Source organism: Nocardiopsis halotolerans DSM 44410 (assembly GCF_000341065.1).
Lineage (GTDB): Bacteria > Actinomycetota > Actinomycetes > Streptosporangiales > Streptosporangiaceae > Nocardiopsis > Nocardiopsis halotolerans.
Genome location: NZ_ANAX01000326.1, coordinates 1 through 24,008 on the forward strand (window position 1 = coordinate 1; position 24,008 = coordinate 24,008).

18 protein-coding genes are annotated in these 24,008 nt (G+C 72.7%); 8 read left to right on the forward strand and 10 right to left on the reverse strand.

Annotation, left to right across the window (positions count from 1 at the left end; all coding sequences use genetic code 11):
* On the reverse strand, positions 1 to 1,176 hold a 1,176-nt coding region (locus D455_RS0123670; protein ID WP_017573163.1), incomplete at its 3' end, for a NupC/NupG family nucleoside CNT transporter.
* Between the two features lie 34 nt (positions 1,177 to 1,210).
* The gene (locus D455_RS0123675) at positions 1,211 to 2,185 is read right to left on the reverse strand and encodes a nucleoside hydrolase (RefSeq protein WP_017573164.1); all 975 of its coding nucleotides are present in this window, start codon (positions 2,183 to 2,185) and stop codon (positions 1,211 to 1,213) included.
* Between the two features lie 163 nt (positions 2,186 to 2,348).
* On the opposite strand from D455_RS0123675, the gene D455_RS0123680 reads away from it, so the two are divergent.
* From D455_RS0123680 to D455_RS0123690, 3 genes are all read left to right on the forward strand, one after another.
* Entirely contained in the window at positions 2,349 to 3,365 is a 1,017-nt protein-coding gene (locus tag D455_RS0123680; RefSeq protein WP_017573165.1) for a LacI family DNA-binding transcriptional regulator, read from the forward strand.
* Positions 3,362 to 4,261 (forward strand): ribokinase, encoded by a 900-nt coding sequence (rbsK, locus tag D455_RS0123685; RefSeq protein ID WP_017573166.1) that lies wholly within the window; start codon positions 3,362 to 3,364, stop codon positions 4,259 to 4,261. The genes D455_RS0123680 and rbsK overlap by 4 nt, the downstream gene beginning before the upstream one ends.
* A gap of 231 nt (positions 4,262 to 4,492) precedes the next feature.
* Positions 4,493 to 5,110 (forward strand): dihydrofolate reductase family protein, encoded by a 618-nt coding sequence (locus D455_RS0123690; protein ID WP_017573167.1) that lies wholly within the window; start codon positions 4,493 to 4,495, stop codon positions 5,108 to 5,110.
* A gap of 52 nt (positions 5,111 to 5,162) precedes the next feature.
* Here D455_RS0123690 and D455_RS0123695 read toward each other — a convergent pair whose 3' ends face one another.
* From D455_RS0123695 to D455_RS0123715, 5 genes are all read right to left on the reverse strand, one after another.
* Entirely contained in the window at positions 5,163 to 6,173 is a 1,011-nt protein-coding gene (locus D455_RS0123695; RefSeq protein WP_017573168.1) for a LysR substrate-binding domain-containing protein, read from the reverse strand.
* Between the two features lie 16 nt (positions 6,174 to 6,189).
* Entirely contained in the window at positions 6,190 to 7,059 is an 870-nt protein-coding gene (locus D455_RS0123700) for an HpcH/HpaI aldolase/citrate lyase family protein (protein ID WP_017573169.1), read from the reverse strand.
* Positions 7,059 to 8,234: a CaiB/BaiF CoA transferase family protein gene (locus D455_RS0123705; protein ID WP_017573170.1), complete on the reverse strand. Its 1,176-nt coding sequence runs from the start codon at positions 8,232 to 8,234 to the stop codon at positions 7,059 to 7,061. The genes D455_RS0123700 and D455_RS0123705 overlap by 1 nt, the downstream gene beginning before the upstream one ends.
* A 135-nt stretch (positions 8,235 to 8,369) precedes the next feature.
* Positions 8,370 to 9,803, reverse strand: coding sequence for a GntP family permease (locus tag D455_RS0123710; RefSeq protein WP_017573171.1), 1,434 nt, complete (start codon positions 9,801 to 9,803; stop codon positions 8,370 to 8,372).
* Positions 9,804 to 10,387: 584 nt separating this feature from the next.
* Positions 10,388 to 11,266, reverse strand: coding sequence for a LysR family transcriptional regulator (locus D455_RS0123715; RefSeq protein WP_017573172.1), 879 nt, complete (start codon positions 11,264 to 11,266; stop codon positions 10,388 to 10,390).
* Positions 11,267 to 11,392: 126 nt separating this feature from the next.
* Between D455_RS0123715 and D455_RS31520 the strand changes: the two genes are divergently transcribed.
* From D455_RS31520 to D455_RS0123735, 4 genes are all read left to right on the forward strand, one after another.
* Positions 11,393 to 12,430 carry a DMT family transporter gene (locus D455_RS31520; RefSeq protein ID WP_017573173.1) on the forward strand — a complete coding sequence of 346 codons (1,038 nt, stop codon included), beginning with the start codon at positions 11,393 to 11,395 and terminating at the stop codon, positions 12,428 to 12,430.
* Between the two features lie 158 nt (positions 12,431 to 12,588).
* Positions 12,589 to 14,877 (forward strand): phosphodiester glycosidase family protein, encoded by a 2,289-nt coding sequence (locus D455_RS0123725; protein WP_017573174.1) that lies wholly within the window; start codon positions 12,589 to 12,591, stop codon positions 14,875 to 14,877.
* 1,535 nt (positions 14,878 to 16,412) lie between these two features.
* Positions 16,413 to 17,132 carry an ABC transporter ATP-binding protein gene (locus tag D455_RS36285; protein ID WP_241480350.1) on the forward strand — a complete coding sequence of 240 codons (720 nt, stop codon included), beginning with the start codon at positions 16,413 to 16,415 and terminating at the stop codon, positions 17,130 to 17,132.
* Complete coding sequence (locus tag D455_RS0123735) at positions 17,122 to 18,921, forward strand: ABC transporter ATP-binding protein (RefSeq protein ID WP_017573176.1); 1,800 nt, start codon at positions 17,122 to 17,124, stop codon at positions 18,919 to 18,921. Before D455_RS36285 ends, D455_RS0123735 begins: the two co-directional genes overlap by 11 nt.
* Positions 18,922 to 18,972: 51 nt before the next feature.
* Here D455_RS0123735 and D455_RS0123740 read toward each other — a convergent pair whose 3' ends face one another.
* The 3 genes from D455_RS0123740 to D455_RS0123750 all read right to left on the reverse strand — a co-directional run bounded on the left by D455_RS0123740 (position 18,973) and on the right by D455_RS0123750 (position 23,190).
* A complete protein-coding gene (locus tag D455_RS0123740) occupies positions 18,973 to 20,076 on the reverse strand; it encodes a C45 family autoproteolytic acyltransferase/hydolase (protein WP_017573177.1) in 1,104 nt (367 codons plus the stop codon).
* Between the two features lie 72 nt (positions 20,077 to 20,148).
* Positions 20,149 to 21,609: an amidohydrolase gene (locus D455_RS31525; protein ID WP_017573178.1), complete on the reverse strand. Its 1,461-nt coding sequence runs from the start codon at positions 21,607 to 21,609 to the stop codon at positions 20,149 to 20,151.
* A 120-nt stretch (positions 21,610 to 21,729) separates the two neighbouring features.
* Positions 21,730 to 23,190, reverse strand: coding sequence for a purine-cytosine permease family protein (locus D455_RS0123750; protein WP_017573179.1), 1,461 nt, complete (start codon positions 23,188 to 23,190; stop codon positions 21,730 to 21,732).
* A gap of 82 nt (positions 23,191 to 23,272) precedes the next feature.
* Between D455_RS0123750 and D455_RS0123755 the strand changes: the two genes are divergently transcribed.
* A complete protein-coding gene (locus tag D455_RS0123755) occupies positions 23,273 to 23,908 on the forward strand; it encodes a TetR/AcrR family transcriptional regulator (protein ID WP_017573180.1) in 636 nt (211 codons plus the stop codon).
* Positions 23,909 to 24,008 lie beyond the last annotated feature (100 nt).

The window sequence follows — 24,008 nt, forward strand, 5'->3', positions numbered from 1 at the left end:
CAGCGAGGAGATGTTGGCGAAACCGGTCAGGGCGAACGTGGTGATCGCCGCGGTCTTGTCGCTGAAGTCCTCGATCTGGGGACCGAAGTTGACGAAGGCCACGAACTCGTTCAGGACGATCTTCTGTCCGACGAAACTGCCGGAGGCCACCGCCTCGCTCCACGGCACGCCCACGAGCGTCATCACCGGGGCGAACACGTAGCCGAGCAGCTGCTGGAAACTCAGGTCCGGGGCGCCGAACAGCCCGCCGACGGCGCCCAGCATCATGTTCATCAGGGCGACCAGCGAGATGAACGCCAGCAGCATGCCGCCGATCGTCGCGGCGAGCTTGAGGCCGTCGGCCGCTCCCCTGGCCGCGGCGTCGATGACGTTGCGCGGCCTGTCCTGCTCGACCTCCTCCTCGACCGCCTTGTTCGCCTCGGCCGTCTCGGCGTCACCGGGCACGCTGACCGGGGAGGAGGCGGGCTCCGCGCCCGGCCCGTTGGGCCGCCCGGCGCTGACCGCCTCGGAGGTGACCTCGGAGCGCTCGGTCTCGGGGATGATGATCTTGGCCATCAGCAGGCCCGCCGGAGCGGCCATGAAGCTGGCCGCGATCAGGTAGTCCAGTCGCGCGCCCAGCAGCGAGTAGCCGAGCAGCACCGTCCCGGCCACGGTCGAGACACCGCCCACCATCACCGCGAAAAGCTCCGAGCGGGTCATCCGCTTCAGGTAGGGGCGGATGAACAGCGGCGCCTCGGTCTGGCCCACGAACATGTTGGCCGCGGCGTTCATCGACTCGGCCCGGCTCGTGCCGAGCACCCACCGCAGCGCGCCGCCGATGACGTTGACGATCCTCTGCATGATGCCGAGGTGGAAGAGCACCGCGACCAGGGATGCCACGAAGATGACCACGGGCAGTACCTGTAGGGCGAAGACCGTGCCCTCACCAGCGACCAGGTCGCCGAACAGGAACTCGATCCCGGCGTCGGAGGCGTGGAGGAGCGAGCTGACGCCGTCCGAGGCCCAGGTCAGCGCGCGTTGGCCGGGTCCCCAGTACAGGACCAGGACCCCGATGGCCACCTGCAAGCCCAGCGCACCGCCGACCGTGCGCAGGTTGATCGCGCGGCGGTCGGAGGACACCGCGACCGCGATGGCGATCAGGGCGGCCATGCCGCCCAGTCCCCAGAGTATGTTCATCGTTCTCTCTCGCTTGTCATTGCCGACGGCCCGTTCAGAGGCTGGGGCGGCGCAACAGGGTCTCGGTGAAGTGGGCGCTGAAGTCGCGCGGCCCGGTGCCCAGGGCCACCCGGCCGGTGTGGCGGGTGCGGGCGAGGATGTGCGGTGGGTAGTTGAAGCGTACGGCCTTGTCCTCGGGCAGGTACACGGTCTGGCCGCGACCCAGCTCGCTCGCGCACTCCACGGCGACCGTGCCGGTGCCGGTGGTGACGAAGGACTCGTCGGCCGCGACGCCGACCGCCAGCGGGTCGTGCAGCGGGCAGGAGCTCTGCCGGTGGTTGGCGTCGTAGGCCTTCAGGTAGGCGCGCACGAATCGGGCCGTCAGTTCCTGGCCGGGGCCCGCGGCGTCCAGGCGGGCCAGATCCTCGTGGGTGAAGCGCCAGCCGTGGGTGGCGTCCAGGCCGACCATCGTGTAGGGGATGCCGCTGCTGACCACGATGTCGGCCGCGTCCGGGTCGGCCCAGACGTTGAACTCCGCGAGCGGGGTGCAGTTGCCCGGCACCTGGGCGGCCCCGCCCATGAAGACCAGCCGGCGCACCCGGTGTGCCGTACCGGGGTCCAGGAGCAGGGCGGCGGCGACGTTGGTGAGCGGTCCGGTGGCCACGACCGTCAGCTCGCCCTCGTACTCGCGGGAGAGCCGTACGAGGGCGGCCGGCGCCGGCTCGTCCTGGTCGGGCTCCTTGGAGTCGGGCAGCACCTCCTCGCCCAGACCGGTCGGCCCGTGGAAGTCCGAGGCGCTGTCCACGCGGCTGATGGTGCGGTCGGCGCCCCGGTGCACCGGGACGTCGCCGTCGACCCCGAAGGCGCGGGCCAGTCCGCGGGCGTTGCGGAAGGCCTGCTCCACGGGGGCGTTGCCGCCCACGGCGGTGTAGGCCTTCAGGTCCCACAGTCCGGTGCCGAGCAGGTACTGCAGAGCGAGGGCGTCGTCCAGGCCCGGATCGCTGTCCAGGACGATGGGTGCGAGTGCCACGGCACACCTCTCTGTCGGTAAACGTTCTCACACACGTTGCTGGGTGATCTTCCCCATGTCAATCCCGCGTCGACAAAAACCGAGATGGGAGGCCTAACCATCGGGATGTGATGGTGATAACGTTTACCCTCATCTGCTCGCGGACGGTTGATGAAGGGAACACATGACAGAGGTGACACTGCGCGAGGTGGCCCGGGAGTCGGGTTACTCCGTGGCCACCGTCTCCCGCGTCCTGTCCGGCACCCGCGCCGTCGGAGCGCAGGCCGAGCGCAGGGTCCGCGCGGCCGCCGAGCGCCTGGGATACCGCCCCAACCAGGTGGCCCGCGCGCTGCGCAGCCGCTCGACCGGGACCATCGGCATGGTCCTGCCCCAGATCACCAACCCGTTCTTCCCCATGCTCGTGCGCGCCGTGGAGCACGAGCTGCACAGCCGGGGGCGCGCACTGCTCATCGCCGACTGCGACGACGATCCGGCCGTGGAGGCCGACCGTGTCAACGCCCTCCTGAACCGCCAGGTGGACGCACTGCTGGTGATCCCCGTGCACGAGGAGCACAGCCGCGTGGCGGTGGCCGCCGCGGCCGAGCGCGCGCCCCTGGTACAGCTGGACCGCCGATGCGGTACCGGCGTCGCCGACACCGTGGCCGTCGACAACGCCGCCGGGATGGCCCTGGTCCTGGACCACCTGGCCCGCACGGGCCGCGGGCGCCCCTGCTTCCTCGGCTCCGCCGCCACCGACTCCGCCGCGGTGGAGCGGCGCGCCGCCTACGAGGCCGGCGTCGCGGCCCTGGACCCCGAGGGCGCCTCGCGCGTGGAACTCGGCGACTTCTCCGTGGAGTGGGGCCGGGACGCGGCCGAGCGCGTGTGGTCCGAACGGCCCGACGCCCTGGTGTGCGCCAACGACCTGATCGCGGTCGGCGCGATCCAGCAGCTGCGCCGGATGGGCGTGGACGTCCCCGGCCAGGTCGCCGTCACCGGGTTCGACGACGTGGCGATCGCCTCCCTCGCCGAGCCCGCCCTGACCACCGTCCGCCAGCCCGTCACCGGGCTCGCCGAGGAGGCCGTACGCCTGCTCGACCAACGCCTGGGCGAGCAGGGGTCCAGACCGCGCCACGCGGTGCGCCTCGCCCCCGAGCTCGTCGCGCGCGCCTCGACCGCACCCCGTACGGAGGAAGCACAGTGATCGCAGTCGTCGGAAGCTTCAACCTGGACGTCGTCACCGCCGTCCCCCGGCACCCGGTGCCGGGCGAGACCGTCGCGGGCGGGGACATCGTCCACCACTCCGGCGGGAAGGGCGCCAACCAGGCGGTGGCCGCCTCCCGGCTCGGAGGACGGGTCGCGATGGTCGGCCGGATCGGCGACGACGACGCGGGCGCCACGCTGGTGCGGTCGGTCCGGGAGCAGGGCGTGGACACCACGCACGTGGCCGTCACACCCGCGACGGCGACCGGCCGCGCGCAGATCGCGATCGACCCGGCGGGCGAGAACACCATCATCGTCAGCCCTGGGGCGAACGCGCACGTCAGCGCCGCCGACTGCGCGGACGCGGCCGACGTGCTCGCCGGCGCGAGGGTGACCCTGCTGCAACAGGAGGTCCCTGACGAGGCCAACCACGCCGCGGCGCGCCTCTCCTCGGGGACCGTGATCTACAACCCCGCGCCGATGTCGCGCGAGTCGACCGTCCCCGACGGCGTCGACCTGCTGGTCCCCAACCGCACCGAGCTCGCCGCGCTCACCGGCAGCCCGGTGCCCGAGACCCTGGACGAGGTCGCCGCGGCGGCCCGCACGCTCGTGGGTGTGGGCGCGGTCGTGGTCACGCTCGGCTCCGACGGCGCCCTCGTGGTGGAGGGCGGCGCCACCACGCACGTGCCGGCCCTGCCCGTACGGCCTGTGGACACCACCGCCGCCGGCGACTCCTTCTGCGGTGCCCTGGCCGTCGCCCTGGCCGAGGGACGGGGTCTGGACGGGGCGGTGCGGTGGGCGTGCGCGGCCGCCGCGGTCAGCACCACGCGCACCGGTGCGCAGCCCTCGCTGGCCTCGCGCGAGGAGGTCGACGCGCTCCTGGCCCCGCAGGTCTGAGGCCGCCCCGGCCGCACCCGCTGTGGCGCACGGCCGCGGACGGTCCCCCGGGGCCGCGCGCCACTCCGGCTCACCATGGCGCAGGGCGAGTTCGTACATGTGGGAGCAGGACACCGCCGTGGGCGGGTTCTACTTCCGTGTTCCACCGTCCTCGCGTGGAGGCCGATGAGTTCTGCGGGGTGATCCGGTCTGTCCGAACGACGACCGACCAAGGGGGAGGGATCTGCGGCCATGAAACTGACGACCATCACGAACGTCTCCGTCGATGGCGTGATGCAGGGACTCGGCGCGTCCGACGAGGACCGCAGGGGTGGCTTCGAGCGCGGCGGGTGGGCCCTGCCGCTCTTCGACGACGAGGCTGGGAGGTTCCTCGGCGGGGTCTACCAGCGCGCCGACGCCTTCCTGTTCGGCCGGCGGACCTACGAGATCTTCGCCGGCTCCTGGGGAGCGATGCCGGACCCGAGCGTCAGCCCCATCGCGGCGGCGTTGAACACGCGGCCCAAGTACGTGGCGTCGTCCACCCTCAACGAACCGGGATGGGCGGACACGACCGTCCTCTCCGGAGACGTCACGGCCGCCGTCAGGGAGATGAGGACCCAGCGGGGAGGGGAACTACAGGTTCACGGAAGCGGCAGCCTGGTCCGCTGGCTACTCGACCACCGCCTTGTCGACGAGATCACCCTGTTGACCTACCCCGTGCTCGTCGGCCAGGGCACACGGCTGTTCCCCGGCACCGGCCCGGACACGGCGCTCGACCTGGTCGACTCCCGAGCCCTCACGAGTGGCATAACGGTCCAGGTCTACCGGACCAGCGGCCGCCCGCGGTACGCGACGGCCACACGGACCTGACACACGAGACGCGGGATGCCGCGCTACCGGACGCGGTTGTGCGGGGAGCCGGTCAGGGCCGACCGGCGCGCGGTTCGGTCCGGTCCACCAGGCGGATCCCCGGCCAGGCCCCCCGCTCGGCGAGCCGGGTCGTCACCTGCACGATGCCGTGCCGGACGACGGACACGGCGTCCCGCGGCTCGTAGTGGTCCGAAGCGGTGCACACGGCGATGTGGCGTTCGATCACGGGATCGACGACCCGCCGCACCGTGAGGTCGGGAGTGCTCCGCAGCGCCTCGACGCTGGACAGCGGGAGCAGGGCGCAGGCCTCGCCGCTCTCGACGATGCGCACCATCGTCCCCAGGGACTCCACGTCGGCGGCGATCGTCGGCACCGCGCCGCGTTCGGTGAAGACGCGGTCGATGAGCACGCGCAGGTTGCTGCGTGATCCGGGGGCGACCAGTGGCACCCGGAGCATGTCCGCCAGCCTGACGTCTCCGCACGCCGCGGTGTCGGCGGAGGCCGCGCTCGTCCCGGCGTCCTGGACGCCTTGGGGCGGTTCCTCGGCGTCCGAGCGCCCGACCAGGTACAGCTCTTCGGAGTACAGCGGCGTCTCGGCCGGTCGGGGCTCCGCGTCGTCGCGGTAGAGGACGGCGAGGTCCATCCGCCCGACCGTGAGCAGCTCCTGGATGTATCCGCTCATCGACTCGAACAGCCGCAGGTGGACACCGGGGTAGTGCCGTTTCGTCCAGGAGAACAGCGCCGGAGCGAGGTGGACGGCGACCGCGGTGGGCAGTCCGACGGCCACCGGTCCTCGGATGACGTGGGGCTCCTTGGTCACGTCCTCGGCGATCTGGTCGAACCGGCGGAGGAGCTGTTGGGCGTCCCGGTAGAGGGTCCGCCCCGCCGGTGTGGGCACCACTCCGCGGGGGCCGCGCTGCACGAGCCGCACGCCCAGTTCGCTCTCCAGCTGCTTCATCCGCTGGCTGACCGCCGGCTGCGAGACGAACAGCAGCGAGGCGGCACGGGTGAAGCTCCCGCTGTCGATGACCGTGACGAAGTCCCGCAACTGGGCGATGTCCACTGGCTGCCCCCTCGGCCTACATGGTCCGGCCCCTCCCCTCGGCGCGCCGCAGCAGGCGGCGGGCGCGCTCCACGACCGGCCGATCGATCATCTCACCACCGCGTCGCGAGGCACCCTCCCCTCCCGCGGCGAGTACCTCGCGCGCCCATTCCAGCTCGGCGGCGTCGGGGGCGAAGGCGGTCTCCACGGGCCCGACCTGGGCGGGGTGCACGCACAGCTTGCCGCCGAACCCCCAGCGGCGGGCGCGGGCGGCGTGGCGCGCCGCGGCCGTGCCGTCGCGCACGTCCGTGGTGACGCCGTCGACCGGCGGCGGCAGCGAGCACGCCGCCGACCAGCGCACCAGGTCACTCCGCGACGTGTCGAGCGCGGCGTCGTCGGCGGTGCCCAGGTCCAGGGCCAGGTCGATACCGCCGAACAGCAGCCGGACCGTCTCGGGGCGGCTCGCGACGTGGGAAAGCCCCACCAGCCCGCGGGCGGACTCGATCAGTGGCAGTACCAGCGCCCCGCTCGCCTCGGCCGCGGCGCGCACGTCGTCGCCGGACTCGGCCTTGGGCAGGACGACGGCGTCCGGCGCCAGCTCGCGGCAGAGCCGCGCGTCGGCGGCGAACTCCGCGGTGGTGCGCGCGTTGACGCGCACGGCCACGGCGGGGGCGCCGCCGGGAGAGGACCGGGCGTCGGCGGCGCCCGGCCACCCGGCCCGCAGCGCGTCGCGTGCGGCGTCCTTTCCGCCTGCCGGGACGGCGTCCTCCAGGTCGATGATGACGGCGTCGGCGCCGCTGCGCACCGCCTTGGTGAACCGGTCGGGGCGGGACGCGGGCACGAACAGCCAGGTGACGGCCGCCGTGAGTGCGTCCGCGCGTGCGGCGGTGGTCGTCTCCGGCGCCATCAGACCACCCCGTCCGACCGCAGCTCGGCGGTCTCCTCGGCCGCCATCCCCAGTTCACCGAGGATGGCGTCGGTGTGCTCGCCGAGACCGGGAACCGGGTCCATCCGGGGGGCCGGGTCGCGCGGGCCGGGCGGCGCCAGGGCCGGGACCCGCCCCGTCGGCGTGTCCACCTCGTGCCAGCGCCCGCGCGCGGCGAGCTGCGGGTGGCTCCACACCTCGGCGAGGCTGTTCACCCGGGCGTGGGCGACCGGGACGTCGGCGAGCAGGGAGGTGGCCTCATCGCCGTCCAGCTCGGCGAAGCGCCGGGCGATGACGGCCCCGAGCGTGTCGCGGTTGGCGCTGCGGGCGGCGTTGGTGGCGTAGGCGGGGTCCTCGGCGAACGCGGGGCGTTCCAGGAAGCGCTCGCAGAACGCGCGCCATTCGCGCTCGTTCTGGATCGCCATCAGGACCACCTGCTCGTCGCGTGCGACGAAGGGGCCGTAGGGGTAGATCGTCGCGTGCGACGCTCCGGCGCGCGTCGGCGGCTCCTGTCCGTCATAGGCGTAGTAGAGCGGGAAGCCCATCCACTCGGTGGTGGCCTCCAGCATCGACACGTCCAGGTGGGTTCCGGTTCCGGTGCGTGCGCGCTGGAGCAGCGCGCCCAGGATCGAACTGTAGGCGTACATGCCCGCGGCGATGTCCGAGACCGAGATGCCGACCTTCGCCATCTCCTCGCCGCTGCCCGTCACCGAGAGCAGCCCCGACTCGCTCTGCACCAGCAGGTCGTAGGCCTTCATCGTCTCGTAGGGGCCGGGTGAACCGTAGCCGGAGATGTCGCAGACGATGAGCCCGGGGTGCCTCGCGTGCAGCTCTGCGGCGCCCAGCCCGGCGCGGGCCGCGGCCCCCGGTGCCAGGTTCTGGAGGAAGACGTCGGCGCGGGCCAGCAGCCGGCGCAGCACCGCCATGCCGCGCGGGTTCTTGATGTCCAGCGTCAGGGACTCCTTGCTGCGGTTGGCCCACACGAAATGCGAGCTCATGCCGTTGACGCGGGAGTCGTAGCCGCGGGCGAAGTCGCCCGTGCCGGGGCGCTCGACCTTGATGACGCGGGCGCCCATGTCGGCCAGGTGGCGGCTGGCGTAGGGAGCGGCGATGGCCTGCTCCAGGGACACGACGGTGACACCGCGAAGCGGCTGCATGGTTTCTCTCCTGTGTGTGTTGGACGGTCGGGCGCGCCACGGGTGCGGAGGGGTGCCGGGAGCCGCGCCCCTCCGGGCCGGTCCGCACGCGGCGGTCCGGAGGGGCGGTGGCCGCGGCTCGCGGCGGCGTTCTGGCTAGGCGACGAGGCTGATCCCCACGACGATGACCAGCGAGACCACCGAGGCCAGCGCGGTCACGAAGGTCAGCGCCTTGAGTGTGCCCCGGGTGGTCACACCGAGCAGCGACTGGAACATCCAGAAGAAGTTGCTGTTCACCTGGAGCGCGAACAGGGCACCCGCGCCGATGGCCAGTCCCAGTACCGCGGGCGGCAGGTCCAGGCCGCCCATGATCGGGGCGAGGATGCCCGCGGCCGCGATGGCGGCGACGGAGATCGAGCCGATGGCCAGGTGCAGCACGGCCGCCACCAGCCAGGCCAGCAGCACCGCCACGAGCGCCGGTGTGCCCGCCTCGGCCGAGAACAGGCCGCCCAGGACCCCTTCGAGCGCCGTCTCGCCGATCACCGCGCCCAGCGAACCGCCGACACCGGTGACCAGCAGGATCTGCCCCGTGGTGTTGAGTCCCTCGCCCAGTGCGTCGTTGGTCCGCTCGGTGCCCTGCACGAACCGCGACAGCAGGTAGGCGCCGACCAGGCCGACGAAGAGCGCGAGCACGGGGTCACCGAAGAACGCGATCACGGGGGACGTCACACCGGCCGCCTGGGCGATCGCGCCGGAGGCGATCATGATCAGCGGGACGAGGATGGGAAGCAGGGAGACGTGGAGCGGCGGGGTCCGCGGCGCCTTCTCGTCGGCCTCCTCGTCGGCCTCCGCCGCGGCGTCGTCGCCGCCACCGCTGCCGCCGCTGGGAGCGGCGCCCGCGGGCTGCGCGGCACCGACGGGCTCCCGGTCGCCGACCGCCACCGGGGCGGTCTCGTCCTTGTCGGGGTTCCAGAACCCGAACCTCAGCAGGACGCCGTAGAGGAACACGGTGAGCACCGCCGTGGCCAGTCCGACCCCGAAGCCGTAGAGCAGCATCGTGCCGAGCGGGACGCCCAGCAGACCGGCGATCGACACGGTTCCCAGACCGGGGATCACGAACACGTAGCCGACGAGGATGCCGGTGCTGAGCGCGCCACCCATCATGCCGACGCCGTTGCGGCCCAGGCTGGGAGCGGCGGACCGGGCCAGCGGGGCGGCGAGCACGAGCTGCACGTCCACGTAGATGGACGGGAAGATCGTGCTCAGCACGGCGGCGAGCGTGTAGGGGAGCCGTCTGGGACCGAGCAGTCTCAGCAGCAGCTCCACCAGTTTCTGTAGGGCGCCCATGCGGAGCAGCAGCGACCCCAACAGGACGCCGAATCCGATGAGCAGCCCGACTTCGGCCATGATGTCGCCGAAGCCTTGGGCGATGGTCGAGATGGTCTTCTCGAAGCCCAGCCCGGCCGCGAGTCCCAGGTAGATCGACCCGATCACGAGTGCGATCACCGGCTCGACGCGTGCGGCCAGAATCAGCAGCACCACGCCGATCATCGCTGTCGCCGTGTGCGCCACGACCAAGGTGTCAGTCATCTAGCTCTTTTCCGTTCAGACCTGATCGGGGGTTGGTGTCAGGCGTCCGGTCGCTGCGGCGGACCGCGGCTGGTCCGGCCTCGGCCTCTCCGTCGTCCGAATCCGCGCGAGGGCGCGGACGCCTCGGCGGGAACGCTCGCACAGCCGCCGTGGAACGGCGCGAGCGGGTCCGCCCCGGCGTGCCTCTAGAGCCGCGGCGCGAACGCGTCCTCCCGGGGAACCCCGGGAACGGCACCGCGCGGCGCGGCGACAGGTGGACGCATCGCCCTGTGGTCCGCGACACAGACCCGTCCATGCAACACGAGGTCGGGCTTGTCGGGTAGGGGCCCGTTTCCATGGGGCGCATAAGCGGTGCTTATACCGGTGCGACGACCCGGAACCGCGGGCCGTGCCGGAACCGGGCGGTCGGTCGTCGCCGGATCCGGCACCGGTGGTACTCCGTTGGGCCGCCGCGTGCGCGTCGCCGCCGCCCGACCACGGACGTACGGACCCGACCGCCGTGGAGGGGCTCCGCGAGGACCTCGATGCGTTCCGCGCCGGGGACGTCCGCCTCTCGGGGAGGCCCCTCGACCGTGGCTACCGGATCAGCCCACCAGGCACGTTCTGAGGGCCTGGTGAGCCAACGACGCGGTCTGGGCTCTCTCCAGAAGCAGGATGTCGCGGTGCAGTTCGGTGTCGAGTGGCAGACAGGCGACTCTCGGGTCGCCGTGGTCCGCCGGGAACGGCACGCACGCGACGGCCAGCCCCTCTCGCACCAACGCGAGCTGGGTCAGATGGTCGGCGACACGGAACGACACGTCGAGTTCGACGCCATGTCGGCGCGCGACCTGTTCGAGCGCGGTATGGGCATCCGAACCCTGGGCACAGGTCGCCCAGCGCTCTCCGGCCAGATCACGAATGCTGAGAGAGCCGTGGAACCGCAGAGGATGATCGCCCGGAACCGCCATGAACAGGGCCTCTCGTGTGATCTGCTCCGCGACGACACCCGACGGCAACCGCAGAGGGGAGGCGCTCCAGGATTCGGCGAGCACGAGGTCGACGGCCCCGGCCGCGAGGCGGTCGAGGTGGTCGGCGGTCTCCCCGTCCTCGACGGACACCCGCACCCGGGGGTACTCACGGTGGAACGCGGTCAACCTGGCGCCGAGCACGCCTCGGATGACGGAGGCGATCGCCGCGACACGCAGACGACCGACGTAGGTCTCGTCGCGACGGAGATCGTTCTCCGCCTGCTGCATGGCGTCGGCCACCCGCCGGGCGTATCCGGCGAGCACCTCTCCCTTCGCGGTGAGGCGAAGACCGCGTCCCTCCGGCACCACGATCTTCGTCCTCGCCTCGGCCTCGATGCGTCGCAACTGTTGTGACACGGCGGGCCCGGTCATGTGCAGTGCCGTCGCGGCTCGGGTCACCGACCCCGTCCGGGCCACGGCGTCCAGTACACGGAGACGGTCCCACCCCACACTCATAAGGAGTGCTTAGCACAACTGCGCAGAACTATGAAGTAGTGCTGGCTCCAGGCGTGAACCTACCGTCGAGTCATGTCTCCTGTCGCTCCACGCTCGTCACACGGTGCGCCCCGCGGTGGTCGGACGGTGGGAAGAGGCGGCCCCGTCGTCGCGTCGTCCCTGGTCCTGGCCGGAGCGCTCTGCCTTTCGGCTTCGGCGGTCCTGGTGAAGCTGGCCGGGGCCGACGCCGCCACGACCGCGGTGGCGCGGTGCGCGATCGCCGTGGTCGTGCTGATCCCCCTGGCGTTTCGGGAACGGACGCGGCACGGGGCCCTGTCACGCGGCGGTGTGCTGTGGTCCCTTGCCGCCGGGGCCGCACTGGGCATCGACTACGCCGCCTGGACCGCCTCGATCCACCACGTCGGCGCGGGGATCAGCACCGTCCTGATCAACACACAGGTCCTGGTCCTGCCCGCGCTGGCCTTCCTCGTCGATCGGGAGAGGGTCACGGCGCGCTTCGTCATCACGCTTCCGCTGATGCTCCTGGGAATCAGTCTGGTCGGCGGGCTGTGGAACGCCTCCCTTCGGGGCCCGGACACGACTACCGGTGTACTGCTCGGCGTCATCGCGGGGTGCGGATACGGCGTGTACCTGTTCGTCACCCGCCGGTCGGCACGACGCGACCCGGGTCTGTTCGTCCAACCGCTGACCTGGGCGTCGGTCTCCGCCTCGGTCGCCGCCGTCATGGTCTCGCCGATCTCCGGCGGCATCCAGCTGGCCGGGATCCCGGCCCGGTCGTGGGTACTGCTCGCGCTCCTGGCGGTACTCGGTCAGGTGGCCGCCTGGCTGTTCATCCACCACGGCAGCGTCCTGTTGCCGTTGACGACGACCGGCGGGCTGCTGTTGGTCCAGCCGATCCTCGCGCTCGGCCTGTCCGCGCTGATCCTGGGCGAGCATCCCACGGTCCTGCAGTTGGTGGGGGCGGCGGTCGTGGTCACCGGTGTCGCCACGGCGAACGGCCTGCTGCTTCGAAAGCGTAGGTGCTGGGCCGACAGCCGTGTCAGAACCGATGCCCCTGTGGGCCTTGCCTGCGTGGATCCACTCCCATCGCAGCGGTGTGCCATGGCGTTTCGGGGCTCCTGGCATGGCACACCTCCAACTCCGGGCTCACGTCCCGCCCGGTGACGGGGTCCGGCAACGCTGATCCCCTCCTCGTGTTCATGTCCGCGCCCTCCGGTGTGTACCACCCCTGGGAAGAGCACCCGTCGTGGAGGATGTGCACAGCCCGAGCCCCGGGCGTATCGCTCGCCTCCCGGACGAGCCCTCACGCGAAAGGGTGCCCCGTGATCCTGTCCCGCCCGAGGTCCCCGAGTCCCGTCCGCTCGGCGGCCGTTCCCGTGGTCACCGTGCTGGTCGCGCCCATGGCCCTGTTCGCGCCGCCGTCCCATGCGGCGGCCGACGCCGTCCCGCCCCCGGCCGGAACCGCCGGGGCCGTGACGGAGCGGATCGCCACCGGGGTGGGCCTCGTGTACGGCCACGTTCCCGGTCCCCGGGACGACGGACGGCAGTTCGCCAGTCTTCTCACCGTCGACCTCACCGAGGAGATCGGGATCGAGTACGTCGACGGGGGCGGTCTCACCTCGCCCGCGACGGTCACGGACATGGCGGCCGCCTTCGAACCCCCGGAGGGTTCCACCGTCGTCGCCGCGGTCAACGGCGGCTACTTCGACATCGGCGCGACCCGGGCTCCCCTGGGCGCGGGCATGCGCGCCGGGCGCGTGCTCACCTCGCCGGCCCCCGGATTCACCCACGCCGTGGTCATCGACGCCGACGGCACCGGCGGCGTGCGGCGGGTGGACTTCGACGGAACCGTGTCCCTGCCCTCCGGGGACCTCGAACTCGACGCCCTCAACGCCCCCGCCGTCCCCGCGAACGGTGTCGGTCTGTACACGTCGGACTGGGGCGGGCACCCCCGCGCGCACGTCGTGTACGCACCGGAGACCGGCCCCGGGGACGCGGCCGTCCCCGTCGCCGAGGCCGTGGTCTCCGAGGGCGCCGTCGAGCGGGTCGGCGACATCCCCGGCAGCGGCCCGATCGGCGAGGACGAACAGGTCCTGGTGGCGCGCGGCTCCGCGGCGGAGGAGATCGCCGCCCTGTCCGAGGGCGACCCGGTCGGCCTGGAGTACGCCCTCGCCGCCGACGGCGCCGAGCCCCACACCGTCGTGGGCGGGCGGCACGTGCTGGTCCGCGACGGTGAGCCCGTCCCCACCGGGGACCACTCCCGCGCGCCGCGTACCGCCATCGGGTTCTCCGAGGACGGCGAGGACATGTACGTGGTGACCACGGACGGGCGCAACCCCCGCACCGCCGGGTCCACGCTCGCGGAGGTCGCCGAACTGCTCGCCGCGGCCGGGGCCGCCCAGGCGCTGGAGCTGGACGGCGGCGGTTCCTCGACCCTGCTCGCCCGCGAACCCGGAGGCGTCCGCCCGGTGCCGCGCAACCGTGCCGGGGACCAGCCCCGGGAGGTCCCCGACGGCCTGGTGGTCACGGCGCCCGAGGGGTCGGCCCGGACCTCGGGCCTGTGGCTGCGGCCCTTGCTGGAGCCGCGGCCCGAACACGGCTCACCCACGCCGTCCCAGGAGGACCCCCGGCGCGTGTTCACCGGCATGCACCGTACGCTCGCCGCCACCGGGCACGACGAGGCCTTCGGGCCGTCCGGCCCCGACGCGCCCCACGCCCCCGACGACCGCACCGACGAACTCGTGCTGTCCGCACCCACCGGGCACGGTGACGGTCCCCGGTTCGTCGCGGGGGACCCCGGCCCGGTGACCGTCACGGGGGAGGCGGGCGCCGTGGGGGACACCATCGGCCTGGAGGTACTGCCCGCCCCGGACACCCTGCGCGCCACACCGGCACGCCTGGACCTGGCCTCGGCCGACGACACCGCCTCCTTCGTCCTCACCGGGGTCACCGAGGACGGGGAGCGTGCGCCCGTCGAACCGGTCGACGCCGAGGTCGGAGCCGTCCCCGGACTGGTCGAGGTCGTGGCCCACGACGACGGCCGCCTCGAGGTGCGGCCGCGCGCCGAGGAGGGGACGGGCACCCTCACGGCGACCGCCGGCGGGGCGAGCACCGAGATCCCGTTCTCCGTCGGTTCGCGGACGATCCACCTGGCGACCTTCGACGACGCGGAGGAGTGGACGGCGCGGTCCGCGCGCGGCGGGGCCGAAGTGCGCCCCGTGGCCGGGCGCGACGGCCCCGGTCTGGCGCTGGCCTACGACTTCACCCGCGACATCCGCGTCCGGGCCGCCTACGCCCACCCGCCCGCGCCGCTCGCCCTCGACCGCCGGGCCTTCGCGTTCACCGCGGGTGTGCGCGGCGACGGCGGCGGCGCCCGCCTCATGATCGGCCTCACCGACGACCACGGTGTCGGCCACTCCCTGGAGGGTCCCGTCATCGACTGGAAGGGCTGGCGCGACGTGCGTTTCGAGGTGCCCGACGGTGTCGGACACCCGGTCACGGTCTCCCGCGTGTACCTGGTGGAGGACGACCCGGGCCGCGCCTACGCCGGTGAGGTGGTGCTCGACGGCCTCACCGCCGAGGCCGCGACGGAGCCCCACCCCGCCGGATGAGCCCGGCGACGGAGCGGAGGGGAACGCGGAAGGGACCCGTACGACCCCGGTCCCGACGACCGCCCGCGAAGGTTTCCCGGAGATTCCGTGCCACCGAAAAACCTTCCTCACCAGGAAACCCCTGGACGGATCGTCCGTGGCCGCGGAGGGAGGGTTCTTCGCACCACGGCAGGAGGAGACGCGCGAAAGATCCCACAGGATCCACAACGGCGACGCGGGAGAATATTCCATGGGAGAATGCCTGATGGGAGCACTCCCTAAAGCTTTTTCCCACCATAATTCGCTTGACACCCGGGCGGATCCGAAGCTAGGTTCCCCACCTCCGATCCGCTGCGGACGGGCACGTTCCACCGTTTTCCCCTTCCACACCTGACAGTCGCGTGAAGCGTCCTGTCTCTCCACCGAGAACCGTCGAGAGAAAGGCTGGTGCGAGGGTGCCCGCCCCTACCGCCAAAGAACCGGTGCGCCCTGGGAAGAGCACCCCGACGGCCCGACTCAGGGCACGGAGGGAATGGGTTTTCTTCGGCGCCCTGTGGAAGTCCCATCCGGCGCTGACCGCGACGTGGTGGGCGCTGATCCTGTTCCAGGGAATCCTTCCCGCGTGCTTCGTCGTGGCGGTCGGAACGCTCGTCGGCGCCGTCGCCGACGGCACGCCGCTGCTGGCTCCGCTGGTGCTGATCGGCGTGGTCTTCGTCCTGACGCAGGTCCTGACACCCCTGCACACCCAGGTCGGTTCCCTCCTGGGGGAGCGCGTCTCCGACCGTCTGCACGACCGCCTCCTCGTCGCCGCCGGCGCGCCCGAGGGCGTCGCGCACCTGGAGGACCGCGAGCACATGGACGAGCTGACCGCCGCCCGGGACTTCGACCTCGGGATGACCGGCCCGCCCCTGCACCTGTCCATGGGCATCATCGCGGGCGGCCTGGTGGAGGCGGTCGCGGGTCTGGCGCAGGCGGTGGTCCTGGCCGCCTACGCGTGGTGGGCGCCCCTCCTGGTGGGAGGCGCCTGGCTCTCCACGCACTGGCTGCTGCGTGAGAGCTCCCAGTGGGACCGCAACACGGGGGAGGTCCTGGACGCCCAGCGCCGCGCCGAGTACTCCTACCGGCTGGGGGGGGGCNNCTTCGGCCTGGCGAGCTGGCTGACGGACCGCTTCGCCTCGGAGCGGCGCTCCCTCGTCGAACTGCGGTGGCACGCCACCCGGCTGCGGCAGAAGCCGATGCGCTGGGCGGTCGCGGTGTTGACGGTGTCGGGAGGGCTGTTCTTCTGGTCGCTGGGACGGGACGCCGCCTCGGGCGCCGTCGACCTGGGCCAGGTGAGCACCTTCGCCTACGCGGCGGTGGGAGCCAGCGCGCTGGCCTTCGGCGGTCTGAACTGGGCCCTGTCCCTGGCCGCCGACGGGGTCGCGGCGGTGCTGCGCGTGGAGGAGGCGATGTCCTCCAGCGCCGCGGCCCGCGCCGTGGTCTCCGGCCGGACCCCGGCGGAGGGGATGCCCGCGGCGCAGATCAGGTTCCGCGACGTGACCTTCGCCTATCCGGGCATGTCCGCGCCGGTCCTGGACGGTCTCGACCTGACCGTTCCGGCCGGGAGCTCGCTGGCCGTGGTCGGTGTCAACGGCGCCGGGAAGTCGACCCTGGTCAAGCTCCTGTGCCGCCTCCACGACCCGGTCTCCGGGGCCGTCGAGGTCGACGGCACGGATCTGAGGGACCTGGACCTGGAGTCGTGGCGCCGCCGCCTCAGCGCGATCTTCCAGGACTTCGTCCGCTACGAACTCTCCCTCCAGGGCAACGTGGCCTCTCCGGGGGCCACCTCCGAGGAGGTCCGCCAGGCCCTGGCCACCGCCGGGGCCGCGGGCCTGCGTGACCTCGACCAGATCCTCTCCCCCGGGTACGAGAACGGCACCGACCTCTCCGGAGGGCAGTGGCAGCGCGTCGCCCTGGCCCGGGTCCTGTGCGCCGTGGGCAAGGGCGCCGGGGTGGTCGTCCTGGACGAACCGACGGCCCAGCTGGACGTGCGCGGCGAGGCCGAGGTCTTCGACCGCGTCCTGGAGGCCACGAAGGGCTGCACGACCATTCTGGTCTCCCACCGCTTCTCCACGGTCCGACGCGCCGACCGGATCTGCGTCGTGGACCGGGGCCGAGTCATCGAGACAGGCGGCCACGACGAACTCATGGCCCTCGGGGGCACCTACAAGCGGCTCTTCGAACTCCAGGCCGCGCGGTTCAACGAGGAACAGGACGGAGCCGACCGTGCCCGCTGAAGACCATCCCCTGCCCTCGTCCTGGCGGGGCCTGGGCCGCACGCTGCGCCTGGGCTGGACGGCCTCCCCCGGGCTCATCGCCGTCGCGTTCGTGACGACGCTCGGCGCCGCCCTGCCCGACGTCCTGATCGCCGCCGCCCTGGCGATGCTCGCGGACGCGGTGTCCTCCGGGAACCAGGTCGGCGTGGTCGCCGCCGCCGTGCTCCTGGGAGCGCTGACGGTCATGAGCTGGCTGCTGCGCGTGCTGAGCGAGAGGGCCAACCGTCGCTTCGCCGACCGTGCCGGGGTGTTCATGGAAGCGCACGTGGTACGGCTCCAGAGCGGGATCCCCTCCCTGGAGCACCACGAACGCCCCGCCTACGTCAACCGCGTCCAGCTGCTGCGCGATCACGCGGACACGCTGAGCGAGGTCTACCAGTACCTGTTCCAGGCGGTCGGTGCCGTCCTGCGCCTGGTCCTGACCATCGCCCTGTTGATGACCGTCCACCCCCTGCTGGGCCTGCTGGGGCTGTTCGCGGTGCCCACCGCCGTGGTCTCCCACTGGCGCGGAGGGGTGGAGCACGCGTTGGAGGAGAGGGTCGGACACCACGAGCGGCTGGCGCGGCACTTCTTCCTGCTGGGCACGAAGGCCTCCCCCGGGCGTGAACTGCGTGTCGCCCTCGCCAGGGAACGGGTCCGTCGGGGACGCCACCAGGCGTGGGCCGCGCGCCACCGGGTCATGTCCCGGGCCCGCTGGGCGACCGCGGCGTGGCATGCGTCCGCGCTCACGGTCTTCGGCTGCGCGTTCGTGGGCTCCGTCGCCGGGGTGGCGCTGAACGGCGGTTCGGCGGCCGAGGTGGTCCTCCTGCTCACCACAGGCGGCCGCCTGGCGCAGTACATCGGCCAGACGCTCAGCCAGGTCCACTTCCTGCGCATGATCTGGTTGGAGGGAGGACGCCGTCTGCTGTGGCTGGAGGAGTTGTCCTCCATGGCGGCCGAACGGAGCCCGACCCCTCCGCCGGAGCGGATGCGCTCCGGCGTCACCCTGGACGGGGTCTCGTTCACCTACCCCGGGACGGACCGGCCGGTTCTGGACGAGGTCACGCTCCACCTGCCCGCGGGGGCCGTGGTGGCCGTCGTCGGTGAGAACGGGGCGGGCAAGTCCACGCTGGTCAAGCTCCTGGCGAAGATGTACGAACCCGACTCCGGGAGGATCCTGGTCGACGGCGTCCCCCTGGCCGACGTACCAGCCGACGCGTGGCGCGCACGGCTCTCGGGCGCCTTCCAGGACTTCGCGCGCTTCGAGTACCCGCTGCGGCTGTCCATCGGCCTGGGCGACCTGGCCGCGGCCGAGGACGGGGAGGCCGTCGACCGGGCGGTGGCGCGGGCCGACGCCCGCGCCCTGGTCGACCGGCTCGACCGGGGGCTGGACACCCAGCTCGGCGGTTCCTGGGCCCGGGGAGCCGAACTGTCCGAGGGGCAGTGGCAGAAGGTCGCACTCGCCCGCGGCTACATGCGCGACCACCCCCTGCTCCTGCTGCTGGACGAACCCGCCTCCGCCCTGGACGCCGAGACCGAGCACCTGCTCTTCGAACAGTACGCCGAACGCGCCCGAGCCCTCAGGGACCGAGACCACATCACGCTCCTGGTCTCCCACCGCTTCTCCACCGTGCGCATGGCCGACCACATCGTCGTCATGGACGGGGCCCGGGTGTGCGAACGGGGCAGCCACGAGGAACTCATGGCCCTCGGCGGGCGCTACGCCGAGCTGTACGGGATCCAGGCCCGCGCCTACCGCGTCGGGGGATGATCGCCGTGGTCCCCGCAGAGGCGCTCCCAGGCCGGGCGGGTCCGCGGGCCGTCAGGCCCGCAGCTCGTACCAGGGGCGGGAGTCCCGTTCGGCCGGGGTGCCGTCCAGGACCGCGACGCGGCGCCGCCGCGGCTCCAGGACGACCGTGGCGAGGCTGGCCCACCTCTGGCCCAGGGGCAGGGCGAGGTCGGGCACGCACGTCAGCCCGGCCTCCCCCGGCCCGGAGACGAGCAGGGAGAACAGGTCGTCCTCGTCCTCGGGCGGTCCCTGCGCCACCCGGTGTGCCAGCAGGTCGCGGCGCAGGGTGGAGTCGGGCTGGTACAGCCAGCCCTTCTCCTTGCGGGACGGGCGCTCGGTGAGGAAGTGGTTGGTCCTCAGATAGGTCCCCCCGCCGGTCGCCGGGACCTCCCAGACGCCCTCCGGGCTGACGTCGAGCAGGACGGCCTCCCGGGCGGTGAACAGCATCAGCGAACCGGACGAGGTGACGGGGGCGTCGCGCACGATCTCCCTCGCGTGGGCGACGTCAGCGGCCTCCTCCAGGATCGTGGCCGCGAGGACGTGCATCGGCACCCCGCCGAGGCGGTCGTCGCGGTGCCCGAGGATGTTGAAGTGCAGGGCCAGCCCCGCGCTGTTCACCCCGATCTTGGCCAGGATCCCGTACTCGGTGAGGCCGGCGTAGCGGTGGCGCCCGCCGCCCGACTCCACGGTGTGCCAGCTCGCGCTCAGCTCCACGTGCCAGTCCCAGGTCTGCGCCCCCACGTGCGCGGCGGTGCCGGTACCGCGGTCGGGCAGGCGGTGCACGATCGTGGAGCACTCCCCCGGCGCGGAGGAGGACCGGGCGAGGATCTCGGTGCGGGCGTTGAGCGCGGCCACCCGCCACGCCTCCACACCCGCTCCCCCGGCCACTCCGGTGATCTGTTCCGCCAGGCCGGGGCGGTGGTCGGCGATGACGTCGAGCGCCCGGTGCCCGGAGTCGCGGACGTCCGCCTCCGTGAGTCCGGCCCCGTGGAAGAGCCGGTCGTAGGTCTCGATCGCGTGGGGCAGTCCGGGCGCGAGCGCCCGTCCGCGCAGCCGCCCGCGTTCCTCGGGGTCCCGGGCGTCCAGCACCAGGTGCGGGCGCGCGGTCGGTCGGAAGGGAGACAGGTCCACGGTCATGGTCCTCCGTACGTTGTCGGTCGGCCGGGAAGGGCCGGGGCTCGTGGTCCTCCGTCCCCGGCGGCTCCTCCCTCAGGTGTGGTGGATGACGTCACCGGCGACGACGGTGGCCAGCACCGGGTTGGTCGCCTGCTCCTCCGGTGGGAGGCGGAGCGGGTTGCGGGCGAGGACGGTCAGGTCTGCGTGTCGGCCGGGGGCGACGCGCCCCGACGCCCAGCCCGGACCGGCGGCCGCGGCGGGTCCCCTCGTCATACCCAGATGGGCCTCGCGGGCACTGATCCTCTGGTCCGGTTGGACGGCGGGCACCGAAGCCCGTTCCACCGGTCGGCGCAGCTGGGCGTCGGCCATGGTCACGCGCGGGTCCCGGTGGCCGATCGGCCAGTCCGAGCCCAGCGCCACGGTCGCCCCCGCGTCGAGCAGGTCCCTGATCCGCCACCCGCGCGCGGTGCGTTCGGGGCCCAGGCGACGCGACCAGTTGTCGCTCTGGTCGGCCCTGGTCATGCGGGTGGCGTGCGTGGGCTGCATGCTCGCCACCGCCCCCACCTCGGCGAACCGGCCGAGCAGGTCGTCGGGGACCGACTCGACGTGCTCGACGCGGTGCGGTCCGCGCTCCGGGTGTCCCACCTCCCCGATCACGTCCAGGACGAACCGGACGGCGTGGTCGCCGATGGCGTGGGTGGCCGTGGGGACCCCGTGTTCGGTGAAGAAGCGCACGGCCCGGCGGTAGGCGTCGAGGTCCCTCCACAGCGGGTGGGCGTTCTCGTCGAGGCAGTCGGGGTGCTGGAACCAGGCCGACCCGTTGTCCGCGGTCCCGTCGAGCATGAACTTGGCCCCGGCGACCTCCCAGCGGCGTCCGTGGAGGCCCTGGAGGTCGAGCGCCCGCCGCCAGGCGTCCATGCCGGAGTCCGCGGGCACCAGGGGCGCGGCCCGGACGCGCAGGGGCAGGTCGCCCGTGCGTTCGATCTCGCGCAGCGCGGCGGCGGAGGGGTCGCCGAAGTCCATCGCGTGCAGCCCCGTCACACCCGCCTCGGCGAACAGGCGCAGGTGCCTGGCCACGTGGGCGGCGGCGACGTGCGGCGGCGGCTGGGGGTAGCGCTCCAGGACCAGGTCCATGGCCTGGAGTTCGAGGAGGTACCCGGTGGGCGCGCCGTCGGCGCCGACCACCACCCGGGAGGCGTCGTCGAAGACCTCCCGGCCGGTGATCCCGCACCACTCGACGACGCGGGGGCTCACGACCAGGGCGTGCGCGTCGTTGGTCATCAGAGAGACGGGCGCTCCGGGGAACTCCCGCTCGAGGATCCCTCCGGCGGGTTCGCCGTCGAAGACGTTGACGTCGAGGTTGAAGCCGGTGACCCACTCCCCGGGTGGGAGGGCGCGCAGCCGCTCGCCGACCCTGCGGCACACCTGGTCGAGCGTGGCGGCGCCCTCCAGGTCCAGCCCCGACTCGGCTTCGAGGGCGCCCCACACCGGGTGCGCGTGGGCGTCGACGAACCCCGGCAGGATCGTCGCTCCGGGGAACTCCACGACGTCCACGGACGGTCCGCGCAGCCGTTCCAGCAGCTCGGGGCCTCCGACCGCGGTGATGACGTCCCCGTGCAGGGCGACGGCGGTGGGCGGCGGGCCGCCGGTGGGGNGTCACGACGCGGTCTGCCTTCATCTCGGGGCCTCCGTGTTCTTCGTGCTCTCCGGCTCGTCGGACGTGGTGGCGGGGTGGGTGCGCAGGGCGCGGGACAGCAGCCAGTACAGCGCGGCGGAGACCACCACGCCGACCGGCACGGCCAGGTTGAGCCCGTGCACGGCCTCGCTGAGGGGACCGGTCCAGAACGTGGTGCTCACGCACAGGGTCGCGGCGACGATGCCGGTGACGGTGGCCGCGGCCCCGGCGGGGTTCACACCGCTCCGGTACCAGAACGGGCTGTTCCGGCTCTGGTCGTGGAGCTGTTCGCCCCGGTAACGGTTGCGGCGCATGACGACGTCGGTGGCGAAGACCGCCATGAAGGGCACGGTGAGCACCACGACGAGTTCGAGCATCGTGCTCACCGCGGCCATGAAGTCCACGACGGTGACGGCGACGACCGCCAGGGCGGTGCCGATGGCACCGATGACCAGGACGGCGGGCACGCGCGGCAGGGGCACGCCCACCGACTGCATGGCCAGGCCCGCGCTGTAGGCGGTCACCCCGTTGTTGGCGACCGTGTTGAGGACGACGGCGACGACGAAGACGGGCACCAGCCATGTCGGCATGATGCTCTCCAGCGCGGTCTGGGGCGCGCTCATGTCCAGGCCCGTGGCGGCCAGGGCCCCGGCGGCGGTGAAGACGACGCTGGGCACGATGCCCCCGGCGGCGCTCCACAGGGTGATGGCGGCCGTACCGGAGCCGCGCGGCAGGTAGCGGGCCAGGTCGGGGCTGTTGACGTAGGAGAAGGGCGTGGAGGCCACGATCGTGAACCCGGCGGTGAGGACGGCCCACTCCTCCCAGCCGGTGGCGGGGTCGGCCGGGACGTAACCGAGGTCGGCGTGCTGGAGGATCAGCACCGTGAGCACGGTGAAGACCACCAGCAGGACGGTGGTGAGCACCGAGTAGAGCCGCACGATGGTCGCGTGGCCGTAGACCGAGACCAGGATCGTGGCCGCGGCGATGAGGCAGACCACCCCCGCCTCGACCAGCGGCGTCTCCGGCAGGCCGAGGAACCGGGTCAGGCCGAAACCGGCGACGGCGGCCGCGGCCCAGTTGAGTCCGAGGTAGAGGGCGGCGATGAGCCACCCGGAGACCGCGACGAGGACCTTGTTCCCGCGGACGCCGTACATGGCCCGGGAGACGACCGAGCCCGCCGTTCCGGCCGCGGTGCCGCTGACGCCGATGAAGCCGGTCAGCAGCCAGAAGAGGTTGCCCGCGACGATGACGAGGAGGGCCTCGGCCAGGGAGAGGCCCATGAGGACGAGCGAGGCCCCCACGACGATGCTCAGGTAGCTGACGTTGGGCGCGGCCCAGACGACGAAGAGCTCCCGCGGGGATCCGTGGCGTTCGTCGCCGGACACCTGGTCGATGCCACGGGTCTCGATGTGTCCGGGCCGGTCGCTGTTCGCCCTCCGGCCGGTACTGGTTCGGCGCATGATCGGCACCCTTCGGCGTGGGGAGCGGGGGAAAGACTATTGGCTCTAAAACCAATAAGCTGTTGGTGTAGCATTCAACAACATGGGCCAGATCACGTCAACCACCTCCGGCAGGCGGACCAGGAAGGATCCCGCCGAGCGGCGCGCGGAGATCCTGGGCGCCGCGGCGCGGCTCGCCCTCGACGAGGGGATCGAACGGGTGACGATGAAGCACGTCGCCGCGGAACTGGGGGTGCGCCCCGGGCTGATCAGCCACTACTTCGCCTCGATCGACGCCCTGCACCGCGAGGCCTTCGAACACGCCGTCGCCTCCGAGCGCTCCGCGCTCTTCGAGGCACCGGAGGACGCCTCGGCCACCGACCGCCTGCGCGCGTTCCTCAGCAGGGTCGACGGACCGGAGTTCGCCGAGCTCGGACGGCTCTGGATCAACGGGCGCCACCTGGCGCGCTACCGTCCCGGGCTGCGCGAGGTGGTGGGCGAGCAGGAGGCGCTGATGCGCGCCGCGCTCACCGAACTCGTCGCGCGGGGCCGCCACGACGGCGAGTTCACGACCGACGACCCCGAACGGGTCTGCCTCGTGCTCCTGGTCGTCATCGACGGACTGCACGCCTCCTCCAACGCGGACCCGGGGTTCGAGCACCCGGCCCTGGACGGGCTCGCGCAGTCGGTCGCCGAACGCGAACTCGGCCTGGCCCCGGGCACACTCGGGCCGCGCTGAAGGCCCACGCACCGGCCGGGCGGGGGCGAAACGCCCGTGCGGCGCGGGCGCACCCCACACGAACGGGCCGCGCCGGGGAGCCCTGCTCCCCGGCGCGGCC